General features: G+C 57.7%; 20 protein-coding genes and 1 pseudogene. 5 read left to right on the top strand and 16 right to left on the bottom strand.

Annotated features, from left to right (window positions below):
- Window positions 1–7 precede the first annotated feature (7 nt).
- The 3 genes from blaOXA to RAS12_RS26980 are packed head-to-tail and all read right to left on the bottom strand — an operon-like array spanning window position 8 to window position 2,960.
- Window positions 8–835 (bottom strand): class D beta-lactamase, encoded by an 828-nt coding sequence (blaOXA, locus tag RAS12_RS26990; protein ID WP_306943230.1) that lies wholly within the window; start codon window positions 833–835, stop codon window positions 8–10.
- A gap of 38 nt (window positions 836–873) precedes the next feature.
- Window positions 874–2,574: a M56 family metallopeptidase gene (locus RAS12_RS26985; RefSeq protein WP_306943228.1), complete on the bottom strand. Its 1,701-nt coding sequence runs from the start codon at window positions 2,572–2,574 to the stop codon at window positions 874–876.
- The gene (locus RAS12_RS26980) at window positions 2,571–2,960 is read right to left on the bottom strand and encodes a BlaI/MecI/CopY family transcriptional regulator (protein ID WP_306943226.1); all 390 of its coding nucleotides are present in this window, start codon (window positions 2,958–2,960) and stop codon (window positions 2,571–2,573) included. Before RAS12_RS26980 ends, RAS12_RS26985 begins: the two co-directional genes overlap by 4 nt.
- 1,429 nt (window positions 2,961–4,389) lie before the next feature.
- Here RAS12_RS26980 and RAS12_RS26975 point away from each other — a divergent pair.
- Window positions 4,390–4,653 (top strand): annotated as a pseudogene (locus RAS12_RS26975) (ATP-binding protein); the annotation flags it as partial.
- Window positions 4,654–4,766: 113 nt separating this feature from the next.
- Here the strand turns inward: RAS12_RS26975 and gspD are convergent.
- The 11 genes from gspD to RAS12_RS26920 form a co-directional block, all read right to left on the bottom strand.
- Window positions 4,767–6,986, bottom strand: coding sequence for a type II secretion system secretin GspD (gene gspD, locus RAS12_RS26970; protein WP_306943224.1), 2,220 nt, complete (start codon window positions 6,984–6,986; stop codon window positions 4,767–4,769).
- 9 nt (window positions 6,987–6,995) lie between these two features.
- Window positions 6,996–7,499 carry a hypothetical protein gene (locus RAS12_RS26965; RefSeq protein WP_306943222.1) on the bottom strand — a complete coding sequence of 168 codons (504 nt, stop codon included), beginning with the start codon at window positions 7,497–7,499 and terminating at the stop codon, window positions 6,996–6,998.
- Window positions 7,492–8,100 carry a type II secretion system protein GspM gene (gene gspM / locus RAS12_RS26960; RefSeq protein ID WP_306943220.1) on the bottom strand — a complete coding sequence of 203 codons (609 nt, stop codon included), beginning with the start codon at window positions 8,098–8,100 and terminating at the stop codon, window positions 7,492–7,494. Before gspM ends, RAS12_RS26965 begins: the two co-directional genes overlap by 8 nt.
- A complete protein-coding gene (locus tag RAS12_RS26955) occupies window positions 8,097–9,131 on the bottom strand; it encodes a PilN domain-containing protein (RefSeq protein ID WP_306943218.1) in 1,035 nt (344 codons plus the stop codon). The genes gspM and RAS12_RS26955 overlap by 4 nt, the downstream gene beginning before the upstream one ends.
- Entirely contained in the window at window positions 9,128–9,706 is a 579-nt protein-coding gene (locus RAS12_RS26950) for a prepilin-type N-terminal cleavage/methylation domain-containing protein (RefSeq protein WP_306943217.1), read from the bottom strand. The genes RAS12_RS26955 and RAS12_RS26950 overlap by 4 nt, the downstream gene beginning before the upstream one ends.
- Window positions 9,703–10,080, bottom strand: a complete 378-nt coding sequence (locus RAS12_RS31165; protein ID WP_503366820.1) for a prepilin-type N-terminal cleavage/methylation domain-containing protein — start codon at window positions 10,078–10,080, stop codon at window positions 9,703–9,705. The genes RAS12_RS26950 and RAS12_RS31165 overlap by 4 nt, the downstream gene beginning before the upstream one ends.
- Entirely contained in the window at window positions 10,077–10,526 is a 450-nt protein-coding gene (locus tag RAS12_RS26940; RefSeq protein ID WP_306943213.1) for a GspH/FimT family pseudopilin, read from the bottom strand. Before RAS12_RS26940 ends, RAS12_RS31165 begins: the two co-directional genes overlap by 4 nt.
- The gene (gspG, locus tag RAS12_RS26935) at window positions 10,517–10,927 is read right to left on the bottom strand and encodes a type II secretion system major pseudopilin GspG (protein WP_306943212.1); all 411 of its coding nucleotides are present in this window, start codon (window positions 10,925–10,927) and stop codon (window positions 10,517–10,519) included. The genes RAS12_RS26940 and gspG overlap by 10 nt, the downstream gene beginning before the upstream one ends.
- A gap of 22 nt (window positions 10,928–10,949) precedes the next feature.
- The gene (locus RAS12_RS26930) at window positions 10,950–12,149 is read right to left on the bottom strand and encodes a type II secretion system F family protein (RefSeq protein ID WP_306943210.1); all 1,200 of its coding nucleotides are present in this window, start codon (window positions 12,147–12,149) and stop codon (window positions 10,950–10,952) included.
- The gene (locus RAS12_RS26925) at window positions 12,146–13,843 is read right to left on the bottom strand and encodes a GspE/PulE family protein (protein WP_306943208.1); all 1,698 of its coding nucleotides are present in this window, start codon (window positions 13,841–13,843) and stop codon (window positions 12,146–12,148) included. The genes RAS12_RS26930 and RAS12_RS26925 overlap by 4 nt, the downstream gene beginning before the upstream one ends.
- A gap of 95 nt (window positions 13,844–13,938) precedes the next feature.
- Window positions 13,939–14,637 carry a hypothetical protein gene (locus RAS12_RS26920; RefSeq protein WP_306943206.1) on the bottom strand — a complete coding sequence of 233 codons (699 nt, stop codon included), beginning with the start codon at window positions 14,635–14,637 and terminating at the stop codon, window positions 13,939–13,941.
- 370 nt (window positions 14,638–15,007) lie between these two features.
- On the opposite strand from RAS12_RS26920, the gene RAS12_RS26915 reads away from it, so the two are divergent.
- The 3 genes from RAS12_RS26915 (at window position 15,008) to RAS12_RS26905 (ending at window position 19,637) form a co-directional block, all read left to right on the top strand.
- Window positions 15,008–16,417, top strand: coding sequence for a DUF6531 domain-containing protein (locus RAS12_RS26915; RefSeq protein WP_306943205.1), 1,410 nt, complete (start codon window positions 15,008–15,010; stop codon window positions 16,415–16,417).
- A gap of 104 nt (window positions 16,418–16,521) precedes the next feature.
- Window positions 16,522–19,230: an RHS repeat-associated core domain-containing protein gene (locus tag RAS12_RS26910; protein WP_306943203.1), complete on the top strand. Its 2,709-nt coding sequence runs from the start codon at window positions 16,522–16,524 to the stop codon at window positions 19,228–19,230.
- Entirely contained in the window at window positions 19,227–19,637 is a 411-nt protein-coding gene (locus RAS12_RS26905) for a hypothetical protein (RefSeq protein ID WP_306943201.1), read from the top strand. Before RAS12_RS26910 ends, RAS12_RS26905 begins: the two co-directional genes overlap by 4 nt.
- Window positions 19,638–20,319: 682 nt before the next feature.
- Here RAS12_RS26905 and RAS12_RS26900 read toward each other — a convergent pair.
- Together RAS12_RS26900 and RAS12_RS26895 are read right to left on the bottom strand one after the other, a co-directional pair.
- Window positions 20,320–21,453 carry a hypothetical protein gene (locus RAS12_RS26900; RefSeq protein ID WP_306943199.1) on the bottom strand — a complete coding sequence of 378 codons (1,134 nt, stop codon included), beginning with the start codon at window positions 21,451–21,453 and terminating at the stop codon, window positions 20,320–20,322.
- A gap of 573 nt (window positions 21,454–22,026) precedes the next feature.
- A complete protein-coding gene (locus tag RAS12_RS26895; protein WP_306943197.1) occupies window positions 22,027–22,179 on the bottom strand; it encodes a tripartite tricarboxylate transporter substrate-binding protein in 153 nt (50 codons plus the stop codon).
- A gap of 74 nt (window positions 22,180–22,253) precedes the next feature.
- Between RAS12_RS26895 and RAS12_RS26890 the strand changes: the two genes are divergently transcribed.
- Window positions 22,254–22,622, top strand: coding sequence for a hypothetical protein (locus tag RAS12_RS26890; protein WP_306943195.1), 369 nt, complete (start codon window positions 22,254–22,256; stop codon window positions 22,620–22,622).
- Window positions 22,623–23,535: the final 913 nt, after the last annotated feature.

Here is a 23,535-nt window from a genome sequence, read left to right as displayed (position 1 = left end):
CGCCGGCTCACTTGCGGGGCGCGTCTGCCATGGCGGGCCAGTCGCGCATCAGATCGTCGCGGGCGCGCAGGCCGGCGTTGGGCTTGGTGGCCCGCTCGTCCTGCACCAGGCGGACGAACACCAGTTGGCGGTCGTCCTTGCGCGCCCAGCCGACGAACCAGCCGTAGGCGTTGGCCGGCGTGTAGACGCCGTTGCTGCCGGGCGAACCGGTGCCGGTTTTGCCATACAGGCTCCAGCCACCGGCTTCGCCGACCTCGAACAGGTTCTCGGCCAGGTCGTAGGCCGCGGTCTTGATCGGCAATTGCCGGTTGACCACCTTGCGCAGGAAGGTCAGTTGTTCCAGCGGCGAGATGCGTAGCGACGAGATGATCCACGCGCCGTCGGTGCCATTGTGCTTACCGGGTTCGCCTGAGACGTCCTCGTTGCCGTAGTGGAACACGGAGGTATAGCGCTGGAAGCGTTCCTGCCCCAGCGCCTTGGCGGTCAGCTGCGAGTACCAGACCACCGAATACTTGATCCAGCGCGCCGGATCCGTGGGCTGGCGCCAGGCATCGCCGCCCCAGTCGGGATAACCGGACTGGTAGTTCCAGACCGGCTCGTGCGGACCTTTCAGGACGCCGGCGTCCGCGCCCATCAGGGCGATGGGCAGCTTGAAGGTCGAGGCCGGCGTGTAGCGCGCGGCGCAGGCCTGTTGCGTACCCTGCTGAAACACGATGCGGCCGTCGGCGGCGTCAGCCACCACGGTGCACAGGACGGCCGCCTGGGCAGGGGTGCCGGCCAGCGCGGACAGGGAAAGGGCTGCGCCGAGGGCGCACGAAGAGAGTCGAAAGGTCATGATCGATGAACCGTAGTGGAAAAAACAGGGAAGAACGCTCAGCCGCGGTCGGGGTGGCCGTTGAGCAGGACCAGCGTCAGATCGCGGTCGTCGATATGGATGCGCATGGCCAGGCAGCGCCCCGCTTCGGTCGAGGTGCCGGTCTTGGACAGGCGGATGTCCCAGCCCTGCGCGCCGACCAGCGGATTGGTGTTGTGATACCGGAGCCGGTTGCCGGCCGTGTCGACTGTCTCGACGAGCGCGGTAGTGTCGCGTGCGATCTGCGGATAGGCCGCGGCCGCGCTGACGATCCGGCCGATGTCGGCGGCACTGGCGCGATTGGCGGTAGACAGCCCGGTTGGCTCTTCCAACGTAGTGTGCTTCAGATGCAGCGCGGCGGTCTTGCGCTGCACGGCCTGGACAAAAGCCGGCTCGCCGCCCGGATAGGTGCGAGCCAGAGCGTGGGCGGCGCGGTTGTCCGACGCCATCAGCGCCAGCTTGAGCAGCGTGTCCAGCGTCACGCTCGCGCCTACCGGCAGCTGCGACGCGGCGCCGGAGGCGGTGGCGCGCGCGTCGCGCTCGTCGATGCGGACGGGGCGCGATAGATCCGGAGCCGCATCCAGCACCACCATGGCGGTCATCAGCTTGGTCAGCGACGCGATCGGCACGGCGTCGTTCTCGGCGCGGCCGAGCAGCGTGGCGCCCGAACGGGTATCCAGCACCAGCACATGGGAGGCGCCGCTGGCCTCGATCATGGCCTTGACCCCGGGCAACCGCGCCATCAGGCGTTGCGCTTCCTGCACGGACAGCGGCTGCGCCGGCCCGGCCATAAGCGTCGTCCAGGCGCCGAAGCCGGCCAACGCGCAAGACATCGCCAGCACGGGCAGGGCCACCACGCGGCGGGCGTCGAGCGTGTCGGGACGCACCAAGCGGCGGATGCGGTCGAGCAGGTCGCCGTCTCGCGCAGCGGGCGCCACCGACGCCGGCGCATCGGCGGCGGCGCGCTCCAGGGAGTGCAGGGCGCGCGCCAGCGGCATGGGGCTGCCGATCAGGGCCGCGGCCATCTGGTCGGCGATGCGTTCGCGCTCGATCCGCAAGTGGCGCGACAGCCACCAGATGGACGGGTGGAAGAACAGCAGTACCTCGGCGGCGTGCTGCAGCAGGTTGACCAGGTAATCGTGGCGCCGCACGTGGGCCAGTTCATGCGCCAGCAGCGCCGCCAGCAGATCCGCCGGCATGCCGGTGACGAGCGAGGCCGGCACCAGGATCACCGGCTTGAGCCAACCAGCGGTGACCGGCGAGGACAGGTTGCGCACCACGCGCAGGCCGACCGTGCGCGACAGCCGCAGGCGGCGGGCCATGTCCGCCACGCGCGCCTGCCAGGCGGGATCGTTCCAGGGTTGGCTGGCGCGCAGCACGCCGCGTAGCCAGCCCAGTCCCAGCAGCACCCGCAGCGCCGCGATCGCGCTGCCGGCCAACCAGGCCAGCGCCAGCCACAGCGGCCAGGCCGTGGCGGACGTTCCCGGCGGCGACGCGGCCGCGGCGGGCAGGCCGCGCCAGGCGAGCGCCACGTCGGTCACGGCGATGGCCACGCCGGCAAACAACGCCGCGCCCAGCAGTGTGTAGCGCAGCCGGGCATCGTCGGGGCGCGTCAGCGACAGCACCGCCAGCGTGGCGGCATGGAGGCACAGGATTTTCCAGGCCACCACCGGCAGGCTGCCGCCGAGGGTCCAGGCAGTGGAGAGCAGGAAGTCGGTCACAGTTTGTCGTCGCGCAGCAGGGCTTCGATTTCGTCGCGATCCTTCTTGCTGACGTGGCCTTCGCGCAGAGCGGCCAGCACCAGCGCCTTGCCGGAACCGGCAAAGGCCTTGCCAATCAGGTGCTTGACCAGCCCGCCCTGCGTCGCCTTCTGGCTCTGGGCGGCGGCATAGACGTGCGAGCGCTCGCTTTCATCGCGCGTCAGCAGGCCCTTGCCGTGCATGATCTGCATCAGCCGCAGCACGTTGGCGTAGGTGAGACTGTCGCGTGCGGGCGCCATGGCGGCGTGGACCTGCTTGACGGTGGCGGGGCCGGTCTCCCAGAGCGCCTGCAACACATCGAGTTCGGCGCTGGTCGGCTTGGCGGCGGCGGAGTTATTGGTGGTCATGAAAAATGGAAGTCGGCAACAGATCGATCTAGAATAACTGTTCTAGACAAATTTGTCTACATCAGGCTCTTTAGCAAGACTACGCCGGACCGGCGCGGCGTCAGCACAATAGCCAGGGGTTGAATGCGTCATTCAGTACATCAGCCAGCAGGTTCAGCGACAGCGCCGTCAGACTAATGGGGATGCTCGGCACTAGATATCGGGGGTGCGCAGCATCAGACGGTGCCCCATGACACGCGTTGGGACCACCCGCTCGACGCAGATACAAATCGGACCTGCAGAGGCAAAATCAGAACGGGTCCGGCCGACCGGCACTACCTGTCGGCGCGGGCGGCGCTCAAGCGACGCTCCAGATTGGCTGCTAGTCGCGGTGGCCGACGCAGCCAACGGTGGCCTGTGGGCAACCATGCCGGGATGTGGCAGGGGCGTCATCAATGGTAGCGAGCGCCAGAAGGCAGGACGCCAAGGCTTGCAGACGAGCGAGGGTTGAGAACGGGTTGTACATTAGGCAACTCCTTGATGAGGATGTTGCCCGTGTAAAGCCGTCGTTTATACGCCCCGGCCTTGTCGACCAGGCGCCACGCTGGCGGCATTGAGCAGCGCCGCGTGCGCTGCCCGCTGGCCGGCGGCCAGGCCGTCATGCTGTGGTTGCAGCGTCACCAGCTCGGCAGCATCGGGCCAGGCATTTTCTCAGGTCGACGTGCAATGCGAACAAGAAGACGCCTGCCCACACCGAGCCAGCGCGGCTTGCCCGGCCAGGCACCTCGGGTAGCCAGCACCTGGCGCCGGCCGTGTCCCGGAGAGAAGGGCGGCTCACCCGGCAATCGACACGCGAAATTGGACCTTCACAAGGAAAACCTGGCTGCAGGCCGCGCCAGTGCTTGTATATCGAGAATTCTCGACTCCCAAACTCGATGACGCAAATCCCAAGTTGGATGACTTTCGACAGCAGGCACCTGTCGAAGTTCATTGAAGTTGAAAATTCCATCCTATAAGAATCAATGACTTAGAAATTTTTTATTCATGGGACTTGGTGCGTTTGGTTCCCTCAAGTTGAGAGTTTCACCGGAATGGTTCACTTAACTTGAAAAAGCGGTAACCAAGAGGCTTCGAACGGTTGAAGCTACGCTCCCGCTCGTGCCCGCCGGGAGCTGCGTCCCGCGGCCGCAGCAGCCCCAGCCCTCGCTCGGGGCGGATGTCGAAATTCATCCAACTTGGGATTTACGTCATCAATACCAAACATTCGGTATTAGTAATTCGCAGAACGGCCTTTACTCTAGCATCACCCCCAGAGACTCATGCCCGCAAGTCCACGCCACTTGCTCAACGAAGATCTGGCAACCGCGCGCGATTGTCGCCAATGAACTTTTCACGCCGGCAAAATTTGACAAGACCGGCCACCGGCAAATCGCTTCGAAACGCTAACCGCAAGCTCTACGAGCACACAAGCCTCATCATCACCACCAATCTCAGCTTCGATGAATGGGCAAACATATTTGGGGACGCAAAAATGACGACTGCCTTGCTCGATCGACTCACCCACAACTGCCACATCGTCGAGACCGGCAACGACAGCTACCGATTCAAAAGCAGCAGTAAACAGCCCAGCGTAAAACAGCCAAACCTGTGGCAACCCAGACCCAATCAAATTAGGGCTGGGTCAGTTTTCAGTGCAAACCAACAGATTGACTAACAACTTGTCTAAGGCAGCAAGATTTCTCACTCAAGGAGCATCACGAAACGGTGGCGCCTGTTCCACTGCCCCCCACAAAAACCGATCTCGCTGCCCCCTTGGCCCCGAAGCACTCACTCTGCTGGCCGAATCAGTTGAAGTTGCTGCCGGTACTCATCGGTGACTTGCCTAGCCGTGCTTGCATCACTAACCACCTTGGGCGTGATCAACACAATCAACTCAGTCCGCGCTTTGCTGCGCTGCGAGTTGCTAAAAAGCCAACCAAATCCCGGGATACGGCCAAGCCACGGCACGCCGGAGCGAGAGTCAGACTCATTCTGCTTGATGAGTCCCCCCAGCAGTACAGTTTGCCCACTCTGCACAGCCACTTGAGTGGAAACGGACCGGGTGGAAATGCTAGGGTTGCCATTGCTATCGACCGCATTGCTGGCGTCACTCACCTGCTGCTGGATATCCAAGTACACAAGCCCACCTGGGTTGATACGCGGCACTACGTCTAGGATCACGCCGGTCTGCACGTATTGCACGCTGCTAGTGGTGACCGATGTGTTGTCCAGATTGATGCTGGTCTGATTGATGGGGATGTTGTCGCCCACTTGAATCTGCGCTTGCTGATTGTTCAACACCACCAACGAGGGCGCCGAGAGTACCCGCGTATTGCCGCTGCTTTCAAGAGCATGCAGGGCCACCTGCAAATTACTGCTGACGAAGGAATAGAACAGTGAATCGGACGCCCGGCGAGCAGCACCACCGCCTCCCATAGCGGCTTGGCTGCCGGGAACGTTCTGGATACCTTCGGTGGAAGAATTGCCGGCCAGGCGGCCAAGGTACCACTGCACACCTAGATCCAAGCCATCCTCGAGGCTGACTTCAAGAATGCGCGTCTCAATTTGAACCTGCAACGGCGGTGTATCGAGCCGGCGAATGGCAGCGTGGATCTCTTGCCATTGAGTTGGCCTGCTTCGGACTAATAACTGATTGCTGCCGCGCTGCGCGGTGATACGGACCTGACTGTCGAAGTTTCCGTTCGCTCTGTGGCCAGCGCCGTACGACTGGCCATCCTCTTCCGCAGCCTGGCTTTCGTCACCATCCAAATGTTGCCTCGGTTTTGCCGTAATCTCTTGCGGACTGGACATAGGTACGCCACCAGTCGCAACCCCGACTCCGCGACCCGACAAACTAAGCGTCCGCAAACCCGGCGCCACTTTTCCTGGGTCGCCTTCGCCGTGTCCTTCATTGCCATAGATTTGCCTTAGATACCGTGCCAAATCGCTGGCCTTCATATTCCTCACGTCGTACACATACATCTGGGGCTCGTGCCCACCACCCTGGTCGATGGTATCGATCCAGCGACCGACCTCTGTCAGGTATTCAGGTTGGGAGGAGATTGCAACAATGGCGTTGGTTCGTTCGATCGGCATGAACCGGAGCATGCCGGCCACGGGTGTCGCTCCCCGAGGTCCAAACATTTGGTTGAGTTCAGGCATCAGCTCCCCGACGTTAGCCCGCTGCAAGCCAAAAACACCAATAGACATACCCTTCAACCAATTGAGATCGAACGTGGCTATAGTGTCCTGATAGTTGGCGAGTTCATCCGGCGTACCGCTGAGCACCAGTACGTTGCGTGACGGGTCAACCAGCAGAAAAGCGCTCTCTCGGGCGAATGGCTTGAGCAGCTTGCGCATTTCCGTGGCAGAAACGTATTCCAGCGCGAACATGCGCGCGCTCAAGCCGCTCTCCGGTGCCGGAATGCGTGACTGCGGCGTCATCTGCCCCGCAATCGCCTGACTGGCAGGGACGGCAAGATAACGACCGTCCTGCAAAACAAGAGCGTTGTTCGTCCATGACAACATCGTCTGCAGGATCGACAGAGCTTGCCCTCTGTCCACTGGCTTGGCCGTCGAGAACGAGACCTCGCCTCTCACACCTTGCGCAATACTGTAATCAGCCTGTAGCACGTCGCCCAGCACGGTATTGATCACAGCCGCGATCGGCTGATTCACGAAGTTAAAAGTGATAGTCCCCTCTTCCGTCGTACGAATCGAAGTCCTCCGTGCAGGCACCTCGGCAACGAACTGGCCAGTACCGCGCAAAATCTGCTGTCGCGCGGGTCCGGAAGAGGACTTCCCTGCGGTGGTCGCCGCAGGCTCAATCAGTAGTGGCTGGTTCTGCTGAAACCGATCACTGCCCGTGCCAGCAAGCCCCTCGTGTATCAGGTCAGTCGCCAGCCGGGGCTGGTGGGCAAAGTTGGAGCAACCTTGCAGCGCTATCGCGCCAAGGCAAGTCAACAAAAAACGAATGGCCACGAAATCAAGATCCTTGAGAAAAGGCACTTAAAAAAATTACTGGCTCGACGTCGGCAGCCTCAGGCTGCTGATGGTCAAAATATGGCGGTGGGCGCCGTACGAGATCTCAATCTTCCGATCTTCAATTCGGATCAGCGACCAACCGTTGGGCAGCAGATCACCTTCCTTGAGAGATAGAATCTGCCCGCCCCTTTGCTTCAGCCATGCCCGCCTCATCGGTGGTGCCAGGATCACGCCCGTTAGCGTTAGGTCGTCCACCCCAGGCGGAGGAACATCGGTTGGAGCGGCACTTTGAAAATCAGGCTTTCGCTGCTCCGAAAACAGCGGGCGTTCCCATATGGCCGAATAGGTCTGCAAATCGGCGAACGTACGTACAGCCGCAGGCGGTTGCACCCACTGACCTTCGACGCCCGGAGAATCCGCCTCAGGCCATCGCACGTCTTCCTCGCTAACCAGAAGATGGAGCCACAGCCCCCCCATTCCCAGCACCAACACCAAGAACGGTAAGCCGCCTACGAAGAGACGCCGGTAATCAGTCATGCTGCCGCCCAGCGTCGCGAGCCTGATATCCCACAACTCGAAAGCTGCCTCCCCAGCGCTGAAACTCAGATCCGTTTGCCACCGCAGCGCCCAACCTTTGAATGCTCAAGCCATCCACACGCAGAGTCGGTGACTCGGTCTCTAGCCGATGCAAGGTCTCCGCCAACGCTCGTGGACCACACTCAATTTCAACGTCAAGCGAGATCCGGCTAAGATTTCCCTGTATCGCCACTGGCGCTGGGACGCGATTTTGCACAGTGCATGACAAACCGCTCTGAGAGTGATGTGCCGAGCGCTCAAGCACAAGTTGCATCAATTGACCCTTGGCAATCTCAGGATCGAAGCTGGTCAACAGGCTACCCTCCGCCATCGGCATCTCGCTGATTGCGGCAAGACGAGCGCTGACCGCCTCCACCTGCGCGGCAAGACGGCTGAAGCGCTGGTGGGACATCTCCAACAACGCTATCTCTTCGCTCTGGCGCATCAACGGCGCGACGAACCAGGCATGAACGGTCATCCAATACCCCAGCACCAACACAAGACATGCCAAGGCAACAGCAAAAGCCCGGCACGCATTCCGGCTTAGTTTCAAGGCTTTCATTGCATACCTTCAGGCAATTGAGCCCGAAGCGTAAAGCGCTCGCGTTGAGTCTGAGGCTCCAGTTGAATCTCGCCCTCAAGACTAGCCTGACGCAAACTGGCGCAAGTACTCAACTGCGCGGGCAAGTCGCTCGCTCGGTCACTACTCCCAGAAATGCGGACGCCGCCATCGGGATCTATCCGCATCGCATCTAACCAGGTCAGTTCTGGTATGCAACGCGTCATCATGTCTAAAAAGGCCACGCTGGTGATCCGCTGGGACTCGCGCAGGCTCAAGGCTCGCTCCATCTCATCGCGTGCTCGCAGCTTCTGGCGCATGCCTTCGACTTTTTTGGCAACCACGCGCAGCTCCGCCAGCTGCGTACGACGAATTTCAAGTGCACGCTCGCCCCGCTCCACCCAGGCACTAAGGCACGCCAGCGCAAGAGCGAAAATGCTCGCGATCAGGCCGATTCGCATCCGCTTCACGCATCTGTCCCGCCGCATTCGCGGACTTATGGGCAGAAGATCAATGCCTTGCGGCCGACCGTCAGCCCTTTGCACGTCAACACCAGCAACCGCCACACCCTTCGCCTGAATCAGCTCAATGATGCTGTCAAGCTGACTCCGTCCAATCACAAACAGCTCTACGCGAATCAGATCCGGCTTCAAACGCTCCTTTACACGTACAGCGAAATAAGCTTGCTCGACGACAAATGGCGAATACTTGTCAATTTCATAAGCCATCACCTTGCCCAACGAGTTTCGTGGCAAATAAGGAAGACAAAGGTCGCAGGCGAGTACCTGCGCGGGCTCGAGGAGCAAGAGCACCGGCCGCCCCGAAGTCCCCTCCACGTCATCCGATAGGGGCCAACGCACCACCCGCCGTTCTTGACCCTCAAGAAATTTGCGTTTGAGAGACGCTGGCATGGATCCAACCAGCTCGCGCCACCACCACGCGAGAAACTGGCCCATCATGGACTTTCGCCCATACGCAAATAACCGATCGCACACTTGGCGCCAGCCCGACAATGACCATTCCGAAGTTTTCATTGTCCAATTCTCAATTGTTGCGTCGTCCTCAGCACCACACTCAGCGTCGACCATCGCGTACTGCCAACCGCTTCCGCCTTGACTTGTACAACCTTCGGTAGCCGCGGAGTCCAGGGCCAATGTTCTAACCAGCCCGTGTCTCGTTGCATGTCATCAAAACCACGATATGCAAGACGCACGTCACGCAAATGGTCGACGAGTATCTGGTCATCACCCCAGGTCTTCCTTTCGGGATCGAAGAAGGCAACGCGCAGCAACCAGCCTCCGGCCATGTCCGAGACAAATTCCAAACGATGTAGTCGCAACGCGCCGCCTAATACCAACGGCGCCGCAGCGACATATTCAAGAGTTCTCGGCTCACCGAGGAACTGCGATGACTCCATCATTCCGGCCAGCGACTGGCGCAAGAACCGCTGGGCGGCCAACACCTGTTCCGTTCGCGCCGCGTTTCGGGCGAGTGGCTCCACCAGCTTGCTGCTACCACTGAAACTGGAAACTGCTAGCAGCATCAGGACAGCGATAAGGCTCAATGCCGCGAGCATCTCCAAAAGAGAGAATCCCCGTGTGCGCTTCATCGTGTTTCCACTTGAGCCGAGCGCCGCAGACGTAGACTGGTGAACCGCTCCTCGCGGTTTCCCTGGCGCAGTGTCAAGGTCAAATGGTAGAGGCCAATGCCCTGCCGCTGATCGTGCAGACTGCTCTCCATACTCCATTGCACCCCGTCATATACGCCCTCCTGCCGGCCAAGCTGAACGCCTTGCAGCCACTGCTCCGCCATCAAGGTGCGAGCGATCTGAGCCATGTGACTTCTCACTTCACTATGCCCACGTCCGCGGACAGCGTCGCCCATGCTGCCCAACATAACCGTTAGGCCGAGCGCTAGCAGAACGGTCGCAGCTAGCAACTCAATCAAGGTGAAGCCCGTCTCTCGGCGCCTGCAAAGGCTCATGGGCGCACCGATTGCAGGGTGGCCAAACCCGTAAGCCAACTGATGTTGATCCTGCTCTCCTGCCGCCCGACATGCAGCTGGATATTGCCGCCAGTTGAGCTGCCATCCGGGTAAAAATGCACGGCCGCTGGAGAACCGTCTGTCGAAGCGGCCACCTGTAGACGCCACTGGGAATTCGCAGGTAGGCAACGGCGGGGATGCCCCTCGCGCCAAAAACACAGGCTCTCGACATCAAAGTTCACCGCGATCCTCGTCTGGTCTCGGTACGCTTGCAGTCGCGCCACCTGGAGTTCCTGCAGCAGGTCTCCAGGAACTTGACGTTCACGCGCGCCGGCCAGTCCGCGTGACGCCGCCGCAGCTAGGAGCGTGCAGGCCACAGCCAGAAGCGCGAGCACAGCCAACATTTCCAGAAGGGTGAAGCCATTCTGGCGCGGTGTTACTGCCAATTCCCGACGTCCGCATCATTGCCTTCACCGCCCGGCTTTCCGTCGCGGCCGAGGAACACCAGGTCAAAGCTACCGTGCTTGCCGGGACTCAGATAGACAAACGCATGCCCGAAAGGATCTCGCAATTCACTCTGCTTGGCATAGGGCCCCTGCCACCGTGGCGCGCTGTCAGGCTTAAACAACAGGTCTGCAAGATCCGCCGGAGGTGTGCCCACATCCATCGCGTAATTCTCGATTTTCATACTCAAGCTGGCCAACTGCGCCTTCCCAGCTCCCACTTTTCCTTTGTCTAGGCTGCTACCGACCTGACGAACCACGATGGTTGCCACGACGCCTAGCAGAACAATGACCGCCAACATTTCGAGCAGGGTGAACCCCTCCACGCGACGACGAATTTTCAAGATTGTTCCTTGTACATAGGGTTCATATATTGCTCGTCAAGCTCATGAGCGGAAGCAATATGGCCAACATGATCAGCGCTACCATCGCAGTCATCAGTAGCGTGAGGGTGGGCACGAGCGCTGCCATGAATCGCTTGATGCTCGTCTGGTTTTGTTTGTCGTAAATGCGCGCAAGCTTCAGTAGCATCTCGCCGAGTTGCCCCGATTGCTCACCCACGCCGATCATCTGGACGGCCAATTCGGGGAAAACGCGGGTCCTTGCGAGCGCGTCCGCCAAACTTGCCCCCTCTCTGGTCTCTTGCGCCGCCTTGCTGACCGCGGCTCGCATGGCGTAGTTGGTGACAACTCGCCGTGCGATATCGAGACTGGTGAGCAGTGCCACGCGCTTCTCCAGGAGCGTGCCAAGCACCTGCGCCAGCCGTGCGACGTCTACGGCAAGCCAAAATGATCCAAGGGCGCCACAGCGCAGCAATGAAGCATCGAATCGCTCGCGCCGACGCCTATCACGCAGGCTGACAAGTACGCAGCCGGCAGAAAACGCGGCGACCAGCGCCATGACGACGCCCCAACGCTCCATCAACTCCCCTAGCCACAAAACTGCCTTTGTGAGTAACGGCAAAACAATGCCTAAATCGGCAAAGATCGGAACAAATTGTGGAACGACATAGGCCAGCAACAGCCCCAAAGACCCCAAAACGCCCGCCACAAGAAACGCTGGATAAATCAGAGCGCTGATCAGTTCGGTACGTTGGGCGTGGGCGCGTTCCAAATGTTCGGCCAGATGGGCCAAGGACTCACTTAACGTCCCGCTGGCCTCGCCTGCGCGCACGAGGCTGATGTAAAACGATGAGAAGACACGGTCTTCGCGCGCCAAGGCCGTTGAAAGCAGATCACCTGCCTTGACCTGCTCCAGCAGCCGCTCGACCACATCGCGTTGCGGCCCCCGTGCAGCTTGGCGGACAAGCAACTCGAGCACGCTCTCGATAGGCTGGCCCGCGTCAAGCAACGTGGCCAGTTGTTCGGTAAGGCGCACCAGTTGACGCTGTGAAATTCGAGGGCTGCTAAATAGCGTTTCCCACCGCCCCTGAGACACGTGCAGTTCGATTATGAGCATGCGCTGCGCTTGCAGTCGGGCCACCGCCTCGGCCTTGCTCTCAGCCAACAATTGCCCCGTCTGACGCTTGCCTTGACCATCGATGGCCAGGTAACGAAAAGGGATCATGCAGACTCCTTCCCTTCATCCCGGGTTACCCGCAACACCTCTTCCAGGCTCGTCACGCCCTCTAGAGCCAAACGAAGCCCGTCCTCGTACAGCGTGCGTAGGCCTTCTTGCCTGGCAACCTGCTCCAGCGCGTTGCTGTCCGCACGCTCCATCACCAATGCTCGAATACGCTCGGACATAAGCAACAACTCGCTGACGACCACTCGCCCCTGATAGCCATCACCGGCTGCGTCTGGCCTCGGGCGGTACAAGCGAATCGGCCGCTCCGAGGTGTAGCGGTCAAGGCGATGTTCACCCACCAACGCCTCAGGGACTTCAAACGCTTCGCGCGTCGCCGGATCCAAACGACGCAAAAGGCGTTGCGCCAGGACACCATTCACGGTGGACGCGAGCAGATAACTTTCCGCGCCCATGTCGAGCAGCCGGGTAATGCTGGCGCACGCGCTGTTTGTATGCAGAGTGGAGAGCACCAGATGTCCCGTGAGGGCAGATTGGATCGCGATACGACACGTTTCCAAATCTCGAATCTCACCAATCATGATCACGTCTGGGTCCTGGCGCACGATTGACCGCAACGCCGACGCAAAATCCAGCCCGATTGCAGGTTTAACCTGCAATTGATTGATTCCTTCGAGCTGGTATTCGACCGGATCCTCCACCGTAATGATCTTGCGCTGGGGAATATTGAGCCTGGCCAACGCTGTGTAGAGTGTGGTGGTTTTTCCCGAACCCGTCGGGCCGGTCACAAGAAAAATTCCATCTGGCTGTTCGAGTGCGGACAGTAGTCTTTCCAGGTAGGCTCCTGAAAACCCCAGCTGCACGAAGTCCAGGTTTACGCTTTCGCGATCGAGAATCCGAAGTACCACTGACTCACCAAAACTCGTCGGCAATGTTGAAACCCGCAAATCGACCTGGCGGCCGACCAGGCGCAACGCAATGCGCCCATCCTGAGGAAGACGGCGTTCGGCAATATCTAGCCTTGCCATGATTTTGATCCGAGAGACCACCGCCGCCGCAGAGCGAACCGGTGGCGACTCTGCCTCTCGCAAAAGTCCGTCGACTCGGTAACGGACATTGAGCCGGTTCTCGAATGGCTCGATATGGACATCTGACGCCCGCAACTCCATAGCGCGCTGCAGGATCAGATTGACCAGCCGAATGACCGGCGCCTCGGACGCAAGGTCTTTCAAGTGATCGACACTCTCCGGCCCGTCGAGGCTTTCGAACTGCTCCACCAGCGCGCCCATCGCCGAACGGCCTTGACCGTAAAGGGTCTCGATCGCTCGCTCCACCTCACTGCGGGTGCCGATTAACGAAACAAGTTTCCGACCGGTGGCATATTCCACCGCCTGCAAAGGGTAGCCCGCTTCCGGACGAGCCACTACGACCTGCAGGCGGCCATCCAACGATGTCCCTACTGGAACAATGCAGTGATGGTTTAGAAACCGCAGAGGGAGCGGCGGCAAAGGGGTTTCTGGCGGGGAAAAACTAGTGAAGTCAAAGCGCTGCCAGCCAAGCGCTGCCGCCCAAGAAAGTGCCAGGTGGCTTTCGGAAACCAGGCCCAAACGCACCAGCCAATCAGATACGCTGTGCTGCGGTTGTTCAGCGCGTAAGGTCGCAATCTGCGAGAGGGCATCTCGTGTAAGGCTGCCACTCTCGAGCAGATGCTCCACAAGAGTGTCAGAGATGTCCATGACGCCAGCTTCAAGGAGCGTTCCACAGAACGCAAATAGAAACAAAGGGGCAAATGATAACAAATATTAATACGTTTGGATACTTTTGACCTCGTTTAATTCTCCTGCCAACGCAAGACACGAAAGACACCAGCCTCGCTTTCCACGGGGATTATCAAGACTGTCGCCAGTAGCCCAGCGCTGAAACCGTTGGCGAGTGTTGCCACGATCTCAACAGCCACAACCGAGCCAGGATTGTCTCCCGACGTGTGCGGCTTCGGCAGATCAAGCGCCTGCACAAGCACTGTGTCCGCATATGCCGCGTCGGGCACACTCCCTCCTCCCCATATTGTGATGTACGGCAGAATGCGTTGATAAAAAAGGGCATCCATGGATGTGCGGGCGAGTACGTCCTCAAGGTGCTGCAAAGGGATTCCTCGCTCTCGCCCCTCGCGCATCTGCTGACTCAACTTGTTCGCTTCATCAGCGCTCGCGCCCATCATTCGAAAAAAGCGGGCAAAGTAATCCAGACTCCCGGTATTAAGATCGAGTTTTCCGCGCTCGCTACGTATCACCATCGCCAATTTGACATCGCCAATAACGGTCGAGTGCCGCTGGACATTAGCGCCGAATCGCTCCGGAGCTAACAGCAACTGGTGCACTGCAAACGCGATGCCCCCCTCGGCAGCAATCAACGCTTGACTACGCTGCAACTCAACGTAGGTTTGCCGAACGACAGCACGTTGCGTCGCCACCAGACGCGTAGCGACAAGACTCAGCGCCACCAACAACCAAAGCACAACGATCAATGCCATTCCACGCTGGTGATACCTCGGTTTATCCCGCTTACGAGGCCCGGCATTGCTTGACGACACGAACTGGGCCACGTCGGACTCCATTTGAAGGATGGACATTCTAGTCAACTACTGCTTTGTCATCATCGGAGTTGTGTTCACGCCCAACAACCGAGACCCGGCACGAGAAATCAACGCAGTTTCGCGACTCTTGCGTACCCCGCCGCAGATGCCGCCCTAAAGGACCAAGTGCTTACGCGAGGCGTCTTCACTCAATCGGCGATGAAACGATCAAGGTTTCAAACCACGTTTTTATTGCTAATCGTTTCGAGAATTATTATTATCCGCATTCGTTACATGCTTATGTTCCACAGCAGCAGCAAGGACTTGAATGAAGGCTCGCACATTTTTACTGACCGCCTCTCTGTGCTTGGCGTCTCTTCAAAGCGTCGCAGACGACGCTCCTCCTCCCCCCACTACACCACCGCCCACTTCGCCGCCTGCCGGCACCGTCATGGACAGTTCCGGACCGTTTGTGGCAACGGAGCCCGTCAACGACTTACCCAGCCCTGAAGAGCCTATTCCGTTAACCGAGGAGATGATAAGCCTTGAAGATTGGCAAGCCATCCATCCAACGACGGGACTGTATCCAGAAGACGTCGAAGACCCCGAGCAAAACTTGGGCGAGCCCGACAGCCAAAGTTGCGCGGGAAATCCGATCAATATAGCCACGGGCAACAAATTCCAAGAAGAGACGGATATCGCAATTGGCAATAGAAATACGCTGGAGTTAGTGCGCTACTACAACAGCCAACGCGCTGTTCACTGGAGCCACACGTACTCGGTCTACATCAAGAAGGAAGGTGCGTACGCCGGCCTGAAAACGGCAGAGGGGTCGACGCTGAAGTTCATCGATCAAGGCGGGAGCTATACCCCGCTCAATAATTTTCAAAGTGGCACTCTGCGAAAAATCGGCACTGGATGGGAGCACAAGAATGTCGATCAGGATATCTCACGATTCGACGACAAAGGCCGTTTGATTCAGTGGATGGGACACACCGGATATGGGTACAGCATCGCGTACTCCGGAAACTCGACCACCGTAACCGACATTTATCAGAAGACCCTCCATCTGAATCACGATGCGTTTGGCCGACTAAGCGGCGCAAGCAATGCTTGGATTAATGCCACTTATCGATACGACAAGGGGGGGCGACTGATTGGCGTCACGTACAACTACAGCGGAAAAATAAAAGGCCGCTCGTATGGCTACGAGGATTCCAGGCTGCCGTTCCATCTCACATCTATCACCGACGAACGCGGGATAGTGTCGTCCACATGGACCTATGACGCTAGGGGGCGGGCCATTTCAAGCACTCATGCAAATGGCGCCGACAAGACCACCCTCGCCTATGACGACTTAGGTACGACCGTCGTCACCAATCCTCTGGGCAAACAGTCGACTCACGTCTTCCAAACCATAAACAACGTGAAACGCGTCGTTCGCGTTGACGGACATCCCTCTCTCAATTGCGGCATGAGCAACGCTCAGTTCAAGTACGACACGCAAGGAAGGCTCACGGAAAAGATCGCTGACAACGGAGCAAAGACCACATATTCCTACAACGCTCAGGGATTCGAAATCTCTCGCACAGAAGCTGCGGGCACGCCACTCGCTCGCACCACCACGACTCAGCGTGACACCGATGGAGTGAAGCCCATCACGATTACGCAGCCGGGCAAGAAAACGGAATATCGCTACAACGCAAAAGGACAGGTGACGGAAGTCTCGGTGCAGTAAGTGTGCGGGCACATTAAGCGCTGAGCACAGACCCAACCAGCGTACGCCCCTCCCTTGAATCTGCCCTTTCTTCAGAAAAAAATAAGATCCATATGGATGTTTCTATGAAAGCAACAATCAGCGCTCTCGCGTTGTCCGTCTTATCTGCCTTCTCTAGCCCTGCAAGCGCCGCTTCGACGACGAAGTACAACTACACCGCAGGCGGCTTGCTCGCGAGTGTTGATGGTCCCAGGTTGGACGTCACCGACGTAACAACCTTCGAATACGACGCGTCCGGCAATATTTCGAGCGTCACCGACGCCATTGGACAACGTACGCAGTACTCCAATTACAACAAATTTGGATTACCCGAACTGGTCACAGAGCCCCACGGCCGAACAGCAACTCTCAGCTACACCGAGGAAGGATGGCTGGCCACTGTCAATTGGGCAGGCAAGATCAGACGCCACGAGTACAACGCATCGGGCGACCTCACCAAAACCACATATCCTGGCGGCAGTTGGGTCCAGTATCTTTATGATCCTGCTCGGCGATTGGTGGGCCAAGACGACAGCAGCGGCAAGCGAATACGCTTTGCGTTGGACAGCATGGGGAACCGCGTCCAATCCACTATCCTCAACGTTGCCGGCACCGCTGCTGAAGCGTCCACGACCACCAAATTCGACGAACTGGGTCGAGCTATCTCTGAAATGGATCGCAATGGCCGAGTGACAAAGTTCGAGTACGACGTGGTAGGCAACTTAGTTAGCACCACGTCGCCAAAGGGCCATAAAACTCAATTTACCTACGACGCCCTCAATCGACGAATTACGTCAACAGACGCCCTCGGCGGACTGACGCGCTATGAATACAATGCGGCAGATCAAATCACTAAAGTGGTAGATGCCAAAGGCTCCCAAACCACTTACGTTTACGATTACAACGCCAACCTCACAAAGCTGGTAAGTGCCGATACTGGCACGACGACGCGCACCTTCGACGAGGCAGCTAATCTGATCAAATCGGTAGATGCCCGCGGGGTTACCACCGAATTTGTGTACGACGAGCTGAATCGACTTTTTCAGAAAAAGTACCCAGCATCGCCTTCTGAAAACATGATGTTCGGATACTACACTCAATCCGGATCGAATATAGGTCAACTGGCGGTAACTTCAGGAAATTATGGTACTACAGGCTATGAATATGACCATTACAGCGATCTACGAGTGGAATGGTACAAACCCGAAAACCAAGCCACCACGTACTCCAAACAGTACACCTACAACGGCAACAACCAGCTTTTGTCTGAGCAGACGTCCGATCTCAAAATTTCGTATGAAAGGAATGCCGCTGGTGACGTTACTGCTATTAAAGTCGATATCAACGGCACATCCCAATACATCGCCCAAGGGATAACCTACCGAGGTGCTGGTCGAGTTGATTCGATGCAGCTTGGCAACGGCACGTCGACTCAGAATTACTACGACAAAAATCTGCGCCTCGAGGGACAACGAACAGGAACCGCAACGGTCGCCAGCAGCGTTGATGCCAATGGAAACGTCGTTTCCATTACAGGATCGTCCCTCGGAATCGGCAACACCTCCTACAAATACGATGCCTTGGATAGGTTGATTGAAGAACGCACCGGGAACATTCTTAAGTCCTACGCCTGGGACTCTGTTGGAAACCGGACACAGCGGCTGACCAAAAACGCGTCCACGGGCAACCTGATCGACACCCAGACGCTCGGATACTCTCCTAACAGTAATTTACTCACCTCGATTAACGGCGCTCCCGTTGCAAGCGATACGGCCGGGAACCTGCTCCAAGGAAAAGGGCAGCGTTACACCTATGACAGTGCAGGCAGGCTGAACGCAGTCTACAGCGCAGCGAATGTAAAAATTGCTGAATTCAAATACAACCATTTGGGCCAGCGGATTGAGAAACGAGTCCTGACCAATAGCATCCCGGAAATCACATACTACGAGTACGGACAACAAGGCCAACTAACAACACTCAGGAAGGTCGACACCACGGGAAAAAAACTCGGCCATTCAACCTGGGTATGGTTTGACGGACGGCCATTGGCGCAGATTAACTTTAAATATGACGCCAGCGGCACAGCCAAGACCCACATCCTGTACCTACAAAATGACCACCTGGACACGCCGAGGCGAGCGCTGGGGGACAATGGGTCTGCCATGTGGAGATGGACGAGTGATGCCTTCGGTATCGGTGATCCGGACAACGCCATCGGCATAGACTCCGCCGGCAACATCGTGACCGATGTCCCACTACGCTTTCCCGGACAAATCGCAGATCAGCAAACCGCTCTTCATTACAACTACTTCCGCGATTACGATCCAGATACCGGACGCTATATTCAAAGTGATCCCGTTGGGCTCGTTGGAGGCATAAACACATACGGGTATGCCTATGGCAACCCACTTAAGTACGTTGATCCCGACGGCCGGTATGCATTCTTAATTCCATTATTTGCTGCTACGATCAGGATCACCGCAACCGATCTGTTGATCGGCGGCTCGATCGGCACCGGTGCATACGGCGCCAATGTCATTTACAACAATGCGAAGAATCCGCCGACAGGCTCCATCCCTATCAATGAATCCCCTTGGTCAGGTGATCACGGAAGAATTAAGAATGATCTCCACTTAGGCGGAACCGACAAAGTCTACATTGACCCAGATGGTAATGTCTGGCCCCAGCACCCCGATGGTTCTTGGTCGAATGAAGGACCGGCCTCGAGCTACACAGGTAGCGGCAAGCCGAGTGGTCGCCGCGGCAAAGATCGAGATAAGAGAGGTTGCGATTGAGTACCGACTACACCATCAATGTCATTGTTTTCGTCAGTCACCCGTCTCGACGGGCAGAGGAGATCATTTCAGCGTTAGGTTGGACGCCTGGAAATTCGTGGTCTGCCGGGGATGAGCGCATCACGCCAACGGGCCTTAAACTAGGAGGCATCCGCGAAGATACGAAGTGTTCCTTTTCCTTCTGCCTCAACGAAGAGGATGGCACGTCCACTGCTGAGGACAAGGTAAAGCACTTACTCACTAAGCAACCCTACGTGAAGGACCTGATCGAGTCAGGAGGTAAATTCCGTTTGAAGATTCATTTAAACGGCCAGTTTCATTGCCATTTGGGCCTCTCGACCGAGATCATGGCAGACCTCAGCAAACTTGGCATACCCTTCGAGGTAGAGTGCTTCCCGGACGGCTAAGAAGCACCCCGACGCCCTAGAATATCTTGCGACTTGGTGGGCTACCGATGTTCGGTAGCCCACCGAGCAGTCAGAAATTCCGTGTGGGTCGGGTGGCCCGCCCAAAATAGATATGCACCAACATCACAGCTGCATCACGCTGATTTTTTATCGTGTGACAGGCGGCATGCGTCCGAGTTGCTTACGCTCTCAACGCACTGGTCCGGGAGGAAGCAACGATGCCACGCGCCGGCGGCTCAGTGCGGGGTTGTGGATTCGGCGGCGCTGCTGAATGCCAGCGCCGCCGTTCAGATACCATAACGGCACGTCGAGCCCAGAACTTCAGGGCCGTTCAACCTGGCTGGGAGATCTGGACACCTGGCTGACCCTGAGGCTCTTTATGGTCTGCTCCCTGCTAGGCACCACAAACTCAATCTGTTGGCCTTCTCTAGGAAATTTCCTGTGACATCGCTACGTTGCTGTTCCGCTAACTGGCCGACCTGCGCGGGGTTATCGCCCGGCGGTCCGTTATCTGGTTCTTTTTAGACGCTTGTACGCTAGGCTTCTTTGGTGCCATGTCCAGATCAGGCGGACAGCCGCTGTTCATTGCGTGCTGGGTGGCATGTCCCGCCACTTTCGCCCTGGCCGCAAGTGGCTTTAAGTTGCACTGCCGGCCGAGATTTCGGCCACGGCCCTGAGATCTTCAGGTATTGAATAGCGAAAAAGCGGGGGACTTTGGCAGCACCCGCTTTCCGCACGTAGTCTCAAAGTACTTTTTCAGCGCCCACCCCTCGATTACGGCGCCCGCCTCCGCATCGACTGCCACAACCACTACTCTCGCCCAATCCTTTTTTGTTTCGGTCACAATTACTTCTTGGCCAGGCTGCAGGACGCTGATCGCGCGCGACCGTCGCGGGCCGTTCCGCTCCCGCAAAACGACATGTCGCTCGCCCACTGTCCAGCACGCGGATGTTTGAGCTACCGATGCAGAGAATTCCGGGGACTCGACAAGCTCTTCGAACTTTTCCATCCACTCCTGAGCGACCTCCGCTACTTCGTCCGGAGAGGGCAGTTGCGCAATACTGCCAGCGAGAAGGCACAACTCATTCAGGATCCTCAGGAACATGAAGATAACGCTGAGTACCTCCATTACTGTCGGCCTGACCTTCTGGTGAGGCAGATACGGAGCGGCTGCCCTTGACGTAGAAGCTGCCTTCGCCGCCGCCAACTCCGCTGCAACAGCCTCCTTCGCAATTTCGCGTATCGCTTCCTGCAGCGGCTGCGAAGCATGGTTGTGATCGGAATTTCGGAGAATCTCCAGAGCGGAGTTCGCCATGCTGTGCATACGAGCCCTGAAAGCTGCGTCCATCCCGTTAAACACTGCATTCGCGGCAAGGGACTCAAACCGTTGCAGCTGCTCAGCTGGCAGGATGTCGTTCAGCCGTCGAAGGCCATGCAAGGCGTCCAACTGGAGCCAGGGAGCAAGGCTGGGACCTCCCCATCTACCGACAATATCTCGGATTTTTCCCAGCGAATCGTGCTGCCATAGCTCCATGTGGGGGAGTTTGGGAAGGAAACTACGATTCAACTTCTCGATGTACTCGACCATCGGGTTGTTCGCCACTGCCCTGGCAGCCTCGATGGTCCCGGCCAGCCCAGCGAAATCTCCATATCTACCCAGTTTTAGGGCCGCTGCCATACGTTCGCTGGCCAACACGCCCGCTGGCCGGAGCATCTCTTTAAATCTGCTTATGTCGGGACGCGTAGAGGCACGCGCGAGCGCCCCCACTGCCTGCCGATGAACCGGAGAATTGTCCTTGGAAAAATCATCTTTCATCGGCCTACCTGCTTCTCGTCTTGTTCTGGATGGTCTTAATGATACTGATTGACGCCGGTGGGGCGCTATTGGAACGGACATCACCGCACTGTCCGCACAGCCCCGCTTTCAACGGGACCTCAGGTCGACGATATCGACTCACCGAGGCGAAATTTTCGAATCCACTTCTGAAGACGGACTTCGGTCGAAAGTCATCAAACACTGCCTGCTTCCCCCTCCGCCCCACTCTACGGAAGGAATCCACGCGTGCTCCACTCGACTGCCGAGCAACTATCTCTAAAGGATAAAATTTCGACGATCGGGGCGGTCTGACAATAGTGCATTACATTCAGAATTCTTCCTCCCTATTTCGTTAAGTACCCAGATGAGAAGAATCGGCTTGACCATCTATTTCTTCGGTACTTCAGATCTATCAATGAGCAGCTTCTTAGTCCCGAACTTTTCCCGCATATAACAACTCATTTGGGAGTAGTTCTTGAAATCCGTTAAAAGAGCCTCGCTCTAAAGCATCCGCGTAACGCTCGAGAATCGTTGCTTAGCGACCGCACTACTATCTCGACTAGGGCGATGTCGTTAAGGACCATGCTGGCATGCTCCGATAACCCCGTACCAAGCACTTGCATCAAAGTCGGGATATCCCGATTCCGAGATAGTCGGGACATCCGAAAATGCGCTGAGTCGCTTCTGCGACGCCACAGCCAAAGGCCTGAGCTTTCCTACTTCCATTTGCCAAAGCCCGCAGCGGTAGAGAACGTGAAATCGAGTCGACCGTCGGCCAGATCATTGACTTCCGGCGAGCCGTGAGCGAGCGTCGCAATCTAGCTTTAGACACCATCCCGTCGTACCGAGATCTTCTCGTCAAGGATCCGCGCCAGGGGTGTGCCCGTTTGGATATTTACACGCTCTTCGATCTGTGTCTGCTGTGGATCAATCGCGAAATGAAGGTCGAAATCGCGAGTGCTTTGCAGCATACGGAGTACGGAAAGCTTCAGGGGAAGATGATGTGTTTGCCGACAGATACCGCATTGCAGCCACATCCCAAGCACTTGGAGCGTCACGCTCAGATCGCTAGCGAACTGCGGGAGGCCACGCGCCGACGCAGCGATCGCAATCGTTCTCGTCCCATCAAGGGTGTCACGGGCGTACGCACCGTTGGCAACGAGGTATAGAAGGACCAACTTCCGCTTCGGGTCGGAAGCGTCCCGTTGCCAATAACGGAGTGAGTCGAGAGCGCCCATCGTTGGGCAGCTGTATCCGGCATGCATGGCCAATACCGAACCAGGCGGGCGTCGTGTGCCCGTCAGGCGCCTCGCGTCGCCAGACGCAGGCAAAGGCTCCATTCCGGGGAGAACGGCGCGTCACCCGGAACTTGACACAGGAAATCGAACCCTCCAGAGGCGAAATCCGGCTGGAGGCCGCGCCAGCCTTTGTATATCGAAACTCCTCGATTCCCAAACTCGATGACGTAAATCCCAAGTTGGATGACTTTCGACAGCTGGCATCCTTATGTTCCACCCCCGTTTTACCCCCCTTGTCGAAGTTCAGCGAGCATGGAATTCAGATCTTTTACTAATCAACAACTTACCCGATCTCAGCCATTTAATTTGGAACCAAAGTGTCATTGAGTTTGGAATTCTTCCGAGAAAACGTCATTCAGTTTGGAACTCCACTATTCACCGTCGCTGGCGCCGGACTGTTGGGCCATGCGATAACTCTTATCTGGTGCGGTAGCGGAAGAAAAACTTAGCGCAGTGTCCGGGATGGACAGACCAACTGGTAGAGAGATTTAAAGTTAGATGAAATTCGACAGCCATTCGCTGCCAGTTGGTGAGACTGAGCTCGCGCATCTAATAAATTTTCCCCCTAAAAGCGCGCCGTTCAACGGAAATCGCGATGGCAAAAATGTTTGTCCGTTAACATGAGGTTTTCTCAATACTAGGAGTGATCGTGGGAGACGAATCGAAACTGACCCTTGAAACGGCACGGGCGCGAGTGGTAGCCGCACAAGCCGCCTATGATTCCGCCAGGCAGAAAAGCTTGTCTGTGGCGGAAACAAACGTCACTCGCCGAGATGGGAGTATG

Origin of the sequence: Achromobacter seleniivolatilans, assembly GCF_030864005.1 — a bacterium.
GTDB lineage: Bacteria > Pseudomonadota > Gammaproteobacteria > Burkholderiales > Burkholderiaceae_B > Achromobacter > Achromobacter seleniivolatilans.
Note: the sequence above shows the minus strand (reverse complement) of the source record. Positions and strands in the feature narration are given on the sequence as shown.